Source organism: Synechococcus sp. H60.1, assembly GCF_047462335.1.
Classification (GTDB): domain Bacteria; phylum Cyanobacteriota; class Cyanobacteriia; order Thermostichales; family Thermostichaceae; genus Thermostichus.
On sequence record NZ_JANSJA010000113.1, the window covers coordinates 35,533 to 44,743 of the forward strand.

Annotated in this window: 10 protein-coding genes; 5 read left to right on the forward strand and 5 right to left on the reverse strand. The window is 61.7% G+C overall.

Features of this window, described 5'->3' with window-relative positions; translation table 11 throughout:
- Together NW852_RS06210 and cbiE are read left to right on the forward strand one after the other, a co-directional pair.
- The coding region (locus NW852_RS06210; protein ID WP_414426557.1) for a hypothetical protein at positions 1-956 on the forward strand (956 nt) is incomplete at its 5' end.
- Positions 957-2,204 (forward strand): precorrin-6y C5,15-methyltransferase (decarboxylating) subunit CbiE, encoded by a 1,248-nt coding sequence (cbiE, locus tag NW852_RS06215; RefSeq protein WP_414363935.1) that lies wholly within the window; start codon positions 957-959, stop codon positions 2,202-2,204. It abuts the gene before it with no gap.
- 35 nt (positions 2,205-2,239) lie between these two features.
- Here cbiE and NW852_RS06220 read toward each other — a convergent pair whose 3' ends face one another.
- On the reverse strand, positions 2,240-2,836 hold the full coding sequence (locus NW852_RS06220) for an NYN domain-containing protein (protein WP_414363936.1): 597 nt from the start codon (positions 2,834-2,836) through the stop codon (positions 2,240-2,242).
- Between the two features lie 192 nt (positions 2,837-3,028).
- On the opposite strand from NW852_RS06220, the gene sfsA reads away from it, so the two are divergent.
- The 3 genes from sfsA (at position 3,029) to msrA (ending at position 5,323) form a co-directional block, all read left to right on the forward strand.
- Positions 3,029-3,748, forward strand: a complete 720-nt coding sequence (sfsA, locus tag NW852_RS06225) for a DNA/RNA nuclease SfsA (RefSeq protein ID WP_414376814.1) — start codon at positions 3,029-3,031, stop codon at positions 3,746-3,748.
- A gap of 24 nt (positions 3,749-3,772) precedes the next feature.
- Positions 3,773-4,558 carry an exodeoxyribonuclease III gene (xth, locus tag NW852_RS06230; RefSeq protein ID WP_414363937.1) on the forward strand — a complete coding sequence of 262 codons (786 nt, stop codon included), beginning with the start codon at positions 3,773-3,775 and terminating at the stop codon, positions 4,556-4,558.
- Positions 4,559-4,654: 96 nt separating this feature from the next.
- Positions 4,655-5,323, forward strand: a complete 669-nt coding sequence (msrA, locus tag NW852_RS06235) for a peptide-methionine (S)-S-oxide reductase MsrA (protein ID WP_414335345.1) — start codon at positions 4,655-4,657, stop codon at positions 5,321-5,323.
- 103 nt (positions 5,324-5,426) lie between these two features.
- On the opposite strand, the gene cysW is transcribed toward msrA, so the two are convergent.
- The 4 genes from cysW to NW852_RS06255 form a co-directional block, all read right to left on the reverse strand.
- A complete protein-coding gene (gene cysW / locus NW852_RS06240) occupies positions 5,427-6,266 on the reverse strand; it encodes a sulfate ABC transporter permease subunit CysW (RefSeq protein WP_414372254.1) in 840 nt (279 codons plus the stop codon).
- Positions 6,256-7,068, reverse strand: a complete 813-nt coding sequence (gene cysT / locus NW852_RS06245; RefSeq protein ID WP_414372256.1) for a sulfate ABC transporter permease subunit CysT — start codon at positions 7,066-7,068, stop codon at positions 6,256-6,258. Before cysT ends, cysW begins: the two co-directional genes overlap by 11 nt.
- A 6-nt stretch (positions 7,069-7,074) precedes the next feature.
- Positions 7,075-8,154, reverse strand: coding sequence for a sulfate/molybdate ABC transporter ATP-binding protein (locus tag NW852_RS06250; protein WP_414363939.1), 1,080 nt, complete (start codon positions 8,152-8,154; stop codon positions 7,075-7,077).
- A gap of 146 nt (positions 8,155-8,300) precedes the next feature.
- Positions 8,301-9,211: sulfate ABC transporter substrate-binding protein (locus tag NW852_RS06255; RefSeq protein ID WP_414426558.1), on the reverse strand; the 911-nt coding region annotated here is incomplete at its 5' end.

A 9,211-nucleotide genomic window follows, 5' to 3' on the forward strand; every position in this document is an offset into this window, starting at 1 on the left:
AGTGGCTGATCCGCAACCTTCAGCTCCAACAAGAAGAGCTTCAAGAGCTGCGGGCTGAGCAGCAGCGAGCCGCCCAGCGCTTTGAGGCCCAGATGACGGAAATGCGGCAGGCCTTTGCAGCCCAGATCGCCGAGATCCGAACTGAGCAGCAGCGGGCCGCCCAGCGCTTTGAGGCCCAGATGACGGAAATGCGACAGGCCTTTGCAGCCCAGATCGCCGAGATCCGAGCCGAGCAGCAGCGGGCCGCTGAGCGTTTCTCCGCCGAGATCGCCGAACTCCGGGCCGAGCGGCAACAAGCTGCCGAGCGCTTTGAGGCCCAGATGACGGAAATGCGACAGGCCTTTGCAGCTCAGATCGCCGAGATCCGAGCTGAGCAGCAGCGGGCCGCTGAGCGTTTCTCCGCCGAGATCGCCGAGATCCGGGCCGAACAGCAGCGGGCCGCCGAGCGCTTTGAGGCCCAGATGACGGAAATGCGACAGGCCTTTGCAGCTCAGATCGCCGAGATCCGAGCTGAGCAGCAGCGGGCCGCTGAGCGTTTCTCCGCCGAGATCGCCGAGATCCGGGCCGAACAGCAGCGGGCCGCCGAGCGCTTTGAGGCCCAGATGGCTGCAATGCGAGCCGAGCGGCAGGCCATCGAGGCCCAGCTCCAGACCGAAATCCAGGAGATCCGGGCGTTAATTCAGCACAACCAGGAGCGGATTCGCCAGAACGAAGAGCGGGGAGATGAGCTGGAGAGGGCCATCCAGGAGTCTCGCCGCGATATGCAGGCCGGGTTTGCCGAGCTGAGGGAAGCGCAAGCCATGATGATGGAGCAATTTCGGGAGCGGGATGGCCGCCTGATCGAGGCTCATCTGGGCTTTATTCGGGAAATGCGGGAGATGCAGCGGGAGGTAGCGGAGCTGCGCCTGGATTTTCTCAACCACATGCGCCAGTACCACCCGCCTGTCGAACGCTAGATGGCGAGCCGGTTGCCTCAGCTTGCGGTCGTAGGGGTAGCTGGAGATGGCTCGGTGGCCTCTTGGGCGATTCCCCCCCTCTCCCAAGCGCAAACCCTGGCCGGGCCCCCCAGCCTGCTGCAGCACTTTGCCGACCATCCGGCTCGCCAGATCCGGCTTACTGGATCGGTGGAAAGTTGGATCCCGCTTTTGCAAAAGGAGCTGGCACAGGGATCCCTGGTTTTATTGGCCAGCGGGGATCCCCTGTTTTTTGGGATTGGGCGCCTGCTGACCCAGTATTTCCCGGCGGAGCAACTGGCTTTTTACCCCCAAGTCAGCTCGGTGCAGTTGGCCCTCAACCGCCTGCAGATCCCCTGGCAGGAGGCCACCATTCTCAGTCTGCACGGGCGGGGAATGGAGCCGTTGGAACCCGCTCTCAAACAGGGATCCCCTGTGATTGTGGTGCTTACCGACCCAGAGCACACGCCAGCCAGCTTGGCCCAGTTCATTGCCGACCTGCAGTTGCCGGTGCGCTACCAGGGCTGGGTATGCAGCCAACTGGGATCCCCCCACGAGCAGATCCTGCCTCTGCAGGAAGGTGAGAACTCCGCCTTCCCCAGCCCCAATCTGGTGGTGTTGCGCCGCGTTGACCCGGAACCGGATCCCCGCCGCTGGCCCCTAGTCGGGATCCCCGACGATCAGTTCCACACCTTTCCCGACCAGCCCGGCCTGATCACCAAGCAACCCATCCGCCTGCTCACCCTGGGGGCCTTGCAATTGCCGCGGCAGGGAGTGGTGTGGGATGTCGGGGCCGGCACCGGCTCCGTGGCCGTAGAGATTGCCCGCCTCTCCCCCCAGCTCCAGGTCTATGCCGTTGAGCGCAACGCCATGGGTATTTGTCTCATCCGGCGCAACCGCCAACGCTTCGGCCTGGAGAACCTGCACGTGATCCCCGGGGCAGCGCCCCAGGTGCTGGCCGACTTGCCGGATCCCGATCGGGTGTTGCTGGGGGGAGGCGGCAAAGGGATCCGCGATCTGCTGCCGGTGGTGGCGGCCCGCCTGCGGCCTGAGGGGATCTTGGTGGCCAACTTTGCCACTCTGGAAACCTGCAGCGAAACCCTGCAATGGCTGCGCTCGCAGGGCTGGCAGGTGCGGCTAGAACACATCCAGATCTCCCGCTCCACAGCCCTGGCAGAAGGCACCCGCTTCGCCCCCCTTAACCCCGTTTACCTGCTGCAGGGGATCCCTTCAACTTTGCCATCTCGCTGAACTCCCTCCTTTGGGGTGGGGGGGTGAGAGAAAAATTACCCCTCATCCTCCTCGTCGGTGGTGAACCCGGGTCGGTACAGATAGGAGGGGCGATTGGTCTTCTTAATTTGGTCTTTGAGGGATTCTAGGTCGATGTAGCGATCTGCCAAGTTGATCAGTTGGTCACTGGTCATGGAACGCAAGCTGACCACCTCCACCCGTGCCCCTTGGTAGCTGACGGCATTGACCGCGTAGGCCAAATCCCCATCGCCGCTCACCAGCACTGCCGTCTCGTACCAACGCACCAGCGACAACATGTCCACAGCAATTTCCACATCCAGGTTGGCCCGCTTGGATCCATCGGGCAGTTGGGTCAGCTCTTTGGTAACCACGCGGTAGCCGTTGCGACGCATCCAGAGCAAAAACCCCTGCTGCTTTTCGTTGTTGCGATCGACGCCGGTGTAGAAGAAGGAGCGCAGAAGGGGAGAACGGCCGGTCAGCGTCTTCAGCAGGCGGGTGTAGTCGATCTCAATGCCCATCTGCAGGGCGGCATAGAAGAGGTTGGATCCGTCGATGAAGATGGCCACGCGACCGCGGTTGTCCTGGAAGGGATCCGGGGGCTGAAAGCCGGGCTCAGGATCAAGACGCAACATTCGGGCTTTCTTCTCCAAGTTTTGGCAAAGGGATAGAAAAAGATAGGATATTGAGAGGTATAGGAACAAGGCATCGGCAAAAAAAGGCCCTGGCCGGGGAGATACGTCATTTACCCTAGCGCAGGAAACACCCCACCCCTGGAAGACTTCCAAAATCCTAAAGAAAAAATACTTATCGGAGAGCTCTTGCGAATGACAGGCCAACAGGGGGCGCTGCCCTATCGTTTCCCGACCTCCCTGCACAGAGGGGTGTTGCGCAGCCGCTACAAGCGCTTCTTTGCCGAGGTGGAGCTGGAAAATGGGCAACAGGTAACCGCTCACTGCCCCAACACCGGGCCGATGACGGGGGTTTGCCAGGTAGGGGCACCTGTGTACCTCTCCCATCACCCCGATCCTAAGCGCAAATTGGCCTACACCTGGGAGATGATCCAGGTGGAAGGAGTGTGGGTGGGGATCAACACCGGCCTGCCCAATCGCCTGGTGGAATGGGGGCTGGAACAAGGGTGGTTTCCCCAGTTGGCGGGGTTTTCTTGTTGGCAACGGGAAGTGACCTGCGGCAGGAGCAAAATCGACTTCCTGCTGATAGGAGACTCTGGCTTGGCCTACCTAGAGGTTAAAAATACCACCTGGGCCGTGGGATCCCGCGCCCTCTTCCCGGATACGGTGACGACTCGCGGGCAAAAACACCTGGAGGATTTGATTGAGATCCGCCGGCAAGGGCAGCGGGCTCTGCTGCTGTACTGGATCAACCGTGCCGATTGCACCGAGTTCGCCCCTGGCGCAGAACGGGATCCCCGCTATGCCCATCTGTTTCGCCAGGCGCTGCAGGCGGGGGTCGAGGTGTTGCCCTACCGGATCGCGGTCTCGCCCCAGGGGATCCATCCCCTGGGTTTGGCCAAAATGGTGGCCTGAGCGTTGTCTTGGGAACCTGCTGCTATGCAAGTGGCCACCTGGAATGTCAACTCCATTCGCACCCGGTTGCCGCAAGTTTTGGCTTGGCTAGACAAGCAGGGATCCCTGGATGTGCTCTGCTTGCAGGAGACCAAGGTGGTGGATGAGGACTTTCCCCGCGCCCCCTTCGAGGAGCGAGGCTTTCATGTGGAGGTGTACGGGCAAAAGTCCTACAACGGCGTGGCCGTAATCAGCCGGGAGGTGCCGGAGAAGGTGGAGCGGGGGTTTGGCGCGCTGCTGTCGGCGGCTGCAGACCTGGACGAGCAAAAGCGGCTGATCGGTGCCCTCTACCACGGGATCCGCATTCTCAACCTCTACGTGCCCAACGGCGAGGCGGTGGGATCCGACAAGTACGCCTACAAGTTGCGCTGGCTGGCCACGCTGAAGGACTACCTGGCCGTTGCCCTCAGCCAAGGGGATCCCATCTTGCTCTGTGGGGACTTTAACATTGCCCTGGAAGACCGCGATATCTACGATCCCCAAAAGGCCGGAGAAATCATGGCCTCGGAGCCAGAACGGCAGGCCCTGCGGGAGATCCTGGCTTTGGGGTTTGAGGATGCCTTCCGCAAGTTTAACCCGGATCCCGGACATTTTAGCTGGTGGGACTACCGGGCCGGAGGGTTTCAGAAGAATCGCGGCTGGCGCATCGACCACCTCTACCTTTCTCCCCCGCTCCAGGACAAGGTCACTGCCTGCTGGATCGACGTCGAGCCGCGGCGGCTACAAAAGCCCAGCGACCATGCCCCTGTGGTTGTGGAGCTGGCGGTCTGAAATCCCCAGGCCGCTCCCTTGCCAATCTTTTCTCGAGACAAGAGCGGCTATCTAAGCTAGGCTGGTAGATGTTAACGAATGTATCGGGCTACCGCCATGGCGCTCTTTGGTTTTGGCAAACTGAGCAAGAAGCTGACCTTGCCCACGCCGGAAGAGGCTTTGCCGGGCCGCTCCGAGCCAATGGCAATCGTTAACCGGCACTACGTCAAGGGCACGCCCCTAAAGCCCCCTTTTCCCGAGGGCATGGAGCTGGCCCTGTTCGGCATGGGCTGCTTTTGGGGAGCGGAGCGCAAGTTTTGGCAGTTGCCCGGGGTGTTCACCACTGCCGTGGGCTACGCTGGCGGGTATACCCCCAACCCCACCTATGAGGAGGTTTGCACCGGTTTGACTGGCCACAACGAGGTGGTGCGGGTGGTTTACGATCCCAGCCAGATTAGCTACCTGCAGCTTTTGAAGGTGTTTTGGGAAAACCACGATCCCACCCAAGGGATGCGCCAGGGCAATGATGTGGGCACCCAGTATCGCTCCGGCATCTACGTCTATTCCCCGGCACAACGGGAGCTGGCGGAAAAAACCCGCGATCTCTACCAGCAGGCTCTGAGCGCCCACGGCTACGGCCAAATCACCACTGAGATCCTGGACGCCCCAGAGTTCTACTACGCCGAAGACTACCACCAGCAGTACCTGGCCAAAAACCCACGCGGCTACTGCGGCCTGGGGGGCACCCAGGTTTGTCTGCCCGAGATCCTCACCGAGTCTGTCTAAGCCACACCCTGGCCGATGGCGGTCATGGCTGCCCTCACCCCCGGCCCCTCTCCCTCAGGGAGAGGGGGGTTAGAGCGTTGATTGCAAAGATCCCAACAGAACTCTAGAAGACGCGGCGGGAAGGGGATCCCCGCTCCAGCAGCTCCTTGGCCACCAGGGTTACCACCGCCAGCAAGGAGAGCACCACTGCCGCCGCATAGGCTGAGCCCGTGGCATAGCTGCGGTAGGCATCTTCCACAAATAAGGGAAGGGTCTGGGTGCGGCCAATGATGTTGCCAGAGACCACCGCGACAGCGCCGAACTCCCCCATGGCGCGGGCATTGGTCAGGATGACCCCGTACAGGAGTCCCCAGCGGATGTTGGGTAGGGTGATGCGCCAGAAGATCTGCCAGGAATTGGCCCCCAGGGTTTTGGCGGCTTCTTCTTCCTCGCTGCCGGCCTCTTCCAACACCGGCAGTACCTCCCGCACCACAAAAGGGAGCGTGATGAAAGCCGTGGCCAGCACAATGCCCGGAAAGGCAAAGATGACCCGCAGGTTCCAGGATCCCAGCCAACCCTGACGGCCAAAGAGGAGCACCAGCATCAGGCCGGCCACCACCGGGGAAATGGAAAAGGGCAGATCGATCAAGCTGAGCAGCAAAGCCCGCCCCGGAAAACGGCGGCGAGCCAAGGCCAAGGCGGCGCAGAGGCCAAAAAAAGTATTGAGGGGAACAACAACCAGCGCCGTCAGCACCGTCAATCGGAGGGCGCTGAGCAGCTCCCGCTCGGTCAGGTGCTGGAGAAAAGCTGGGATCCCTTCTCGAAACGCCTGATAAAAGATGTTCACCACCGGGATCCCAAGCAGCAGGGCGATGTAGAGCCCGACAATGCCGATCAACAGGCCCGACAGCCAAGGGTTTGTCGATGGCTCCGGTTGGACACCCGCTATCCCGTCAGGTTTCATGGCGACTTCCCCAGGCTTGCAGAAGGTTAATCACCACCAGCGACAAGAACGAGATCCCCAGCATCGCCGTCCCGATCACCGTTGCCCCGGCATAGTCGTACTGTTCCAGCCGCTGGATCACCAGCACTGCCGCGATGAGATCCCGGAAGGGGATGCTAGAGGCGATGATAACAATGGAGCCATATTCACCCACAGCACGGGAAAACCCTAGGGCCACGCCGGTCAACACGGCGGGCAAAATCTGGGGCAGCACCACCCGCCAGAAGGTCTGCCAGCGGGAGGCGCCCAAGCTCCAGGCCGCCTCTTCCACATCTCGTTCCAGCTCCTGCAGCACCGGCTGTACCGTCCGAACCACAAAGGGAAAAGAGATAAACAGCATCGCCACCCCCACCCCCAGCCGGGTAAAGGCAATGCGGATCCCCAAGGGGGCCAAAAGGGATCCAATCCAGCCGTTGCTGCTGTAAACGGTTGCCAGGGTGAGGCCGGCCACAGCCGTGGGCAGGGCAAAGGGCAGATCGATCAACCCCTCGAGGAGCTTTTTGCCGGGGAAGGCGTAGCGCACCAACGCCCAAGCCGTCAGGGTGCCCATTACGCCGTTAACCAAAGCCGCCAGCAGCGCGGTTACAAAAGTAACCTCATAGGCGGAGAGGGCCACCGGATCCGTCGCGATCCGCCAGAACTCCGCCCAGCCGACGCTGCTGGACTTGGCGATCAAGGCCGCCAGCGGCAAGGCCAACATCAGGAAGAGATAGCCCAAGCTCAGCCGCCACGGCCAAGACAGTTGAAACCCGGCTTGCTGCAACTTTCCTCAAGCTCCCAGCGACATCGGACTCCGTCCCGCCATTGCCAGCGGGGTCATGGCAGTTTTCTTATCGTTTTTTTTGAGGGGAAAGGCCTTGACCACCTTGGGGCGGACATAGACCTGCTGCCCCACCTGCAGCGGCTGGCTGGCATATTGCTCGCGGCTGAGGTGGGCCCACAGGGATCCGCCATCGCTGAGAATCAGCTCCGCCTGGATCTCCCGCCCCAGGTGGATGATCTCTTTGACCCAAGCCGAGACGCCGCTGCTATTGGGGTTGACCTCGATCTGCACATCGTGGGGGCGCAAGAAGAGCTGGTGCGGGCCCGCCTGGGCCTCGGGAAGCTGGCAAGATAACAGGGAGCGGGGAGAGAGCTCGTTGACCGGGCCGATGAAGCTCATGACAAAGGGAGTGGCCGGGTGATCGTAGATCTCGGCAGGGGATCCCACCTGTTCGATCCGCCCCTGGTTCATGACCACAATTTGGTCGGCCACCTCCATGGCTTCCTCTTGGTCGTGGGTGACCAAGACGGTGGTGACGTGTACCTCGTCGTGCAGGCGCCGCAGCCACTGGCGCAGCTCCTTGCGCACTCTGGCATCCAGCGCCCCAAAGGGCTCATCCAGGAGCAACACCTGCGGCTCCACCGCCAAGGCGCGGGCCAGAGCCACCCGCTGCCGCTGTCCCCCCGAAAGCTGTGAGGGGTAGCGATCCCCCAACCCCGACAGTTGCACCAGCTCCAGCAGCTCGTCCACCCGTGCCCGGATCTCAGCCCGCGAAGCTTTGCGGATCTCCAGGCCAAAGGCGATGTTCTGCCGCACCGTCATGTGCTTGAACAGGGCGTAGTGCTGGAAGACAAAGCCGACGTTGCGCTCCTGGACGCTGGCATGCGTGGCATCCCGCCCGGTGAGGAAAATCCGCCCCGTGTCCGGCTTTTCTAGGCCGGCAATCAGGCGCAAGAGGGTAGATTTGCCGGAACCCGACGGTCCCAACAGGGCAACCAGGGATCCCGTGGGAATGGTGAGATCCGTAGGGTGGAGAGCCTGAAACTGGCCAAAACGCTTCGATACCCCTGCAATGGTGATGCCCATAGGTTCTGCCTAGCTAAGGGTTGGCCGGATGGCGCTGCCTATCCCTGAGGAGGTAGGGAGCCTCTAATCTACGGTAAACCTGTCAACAAACCGTTGATACTGCTCCCAGCATACCTTGAATGGGGATGCAAAACAAGGGAGGCTCCCTACAACCCAGCTTGGATGCGGTCAAACACAGCCCCATCGGCAAAGAAGCGGTTTTGGATTGCTTCCCAGCCGCCCAGATCGGCAACGGTTACCAGCTTCTCAATGGGAGGGTACCGCCAGGCAAACTCTTGCGCCACCGTCGGCTCCACCGGACGGAAACCCACCTCGGCAAAGGCCCGTTGCGCTTCTGGAGTAAACAGGTAGTTCACAAAGGCTTCGGCCACGCTGCGGGTTCCTTTGCGCTCCACCGTGGCATCCACCACGGCTACGGGGTTGTCGATGGAAATGTTGGGATCCGGCACCACGTAGGGCAAGGGCTGGCCGCGCAGGCCGGCCAGGATCACCTCCTGTTCGTAGGTGAGCAGGGCATCCCCCTGCCCTTTTTGGAAAAAGACATCCGTAGCCTCCCGCGAGTCCCGTGGCAGGACGCGGACATTTTTGTAGACCTGGGTGGTGAAGGCCAGGGCTTGGGGCTCCGGAACAGCACTCCAGAGAGCCAAAAAGTTCCAGCGGGCGCCCCCTGAGGTTTTGGGGTTGGCGGTGATCACCTGCAAGCCAGGCTGGGCCAGATCCAGCCAAGAGTGGATAGCGTGGGGGTTGCCCTGCCGCGTGACGATTGCCGCCACTGAGCGGGTGACGATCCCTTGGTTGGGCGTGCGGCTTTCCCAGCCTGGTCGAACGAGACCGGCAGCCACAAGGCGCTCCACATCCAGGCCCAGGGCCAGAGCCACCACATCGGCATCCAGCCCGTCAATGACCGCCCGCGCTTGTGTGGCCGAGCCGGCGTAGCTGCTTTCTACGCGCACCCGTTGGCCGGTCTGGGCCAGCCAGTGGGCCTCAAAGGCAGGGATGATCTGCCGGTAGGCATCGCGGGTCACCGCAAAAGAAGCTAGGAGAATCCTCACTTCCC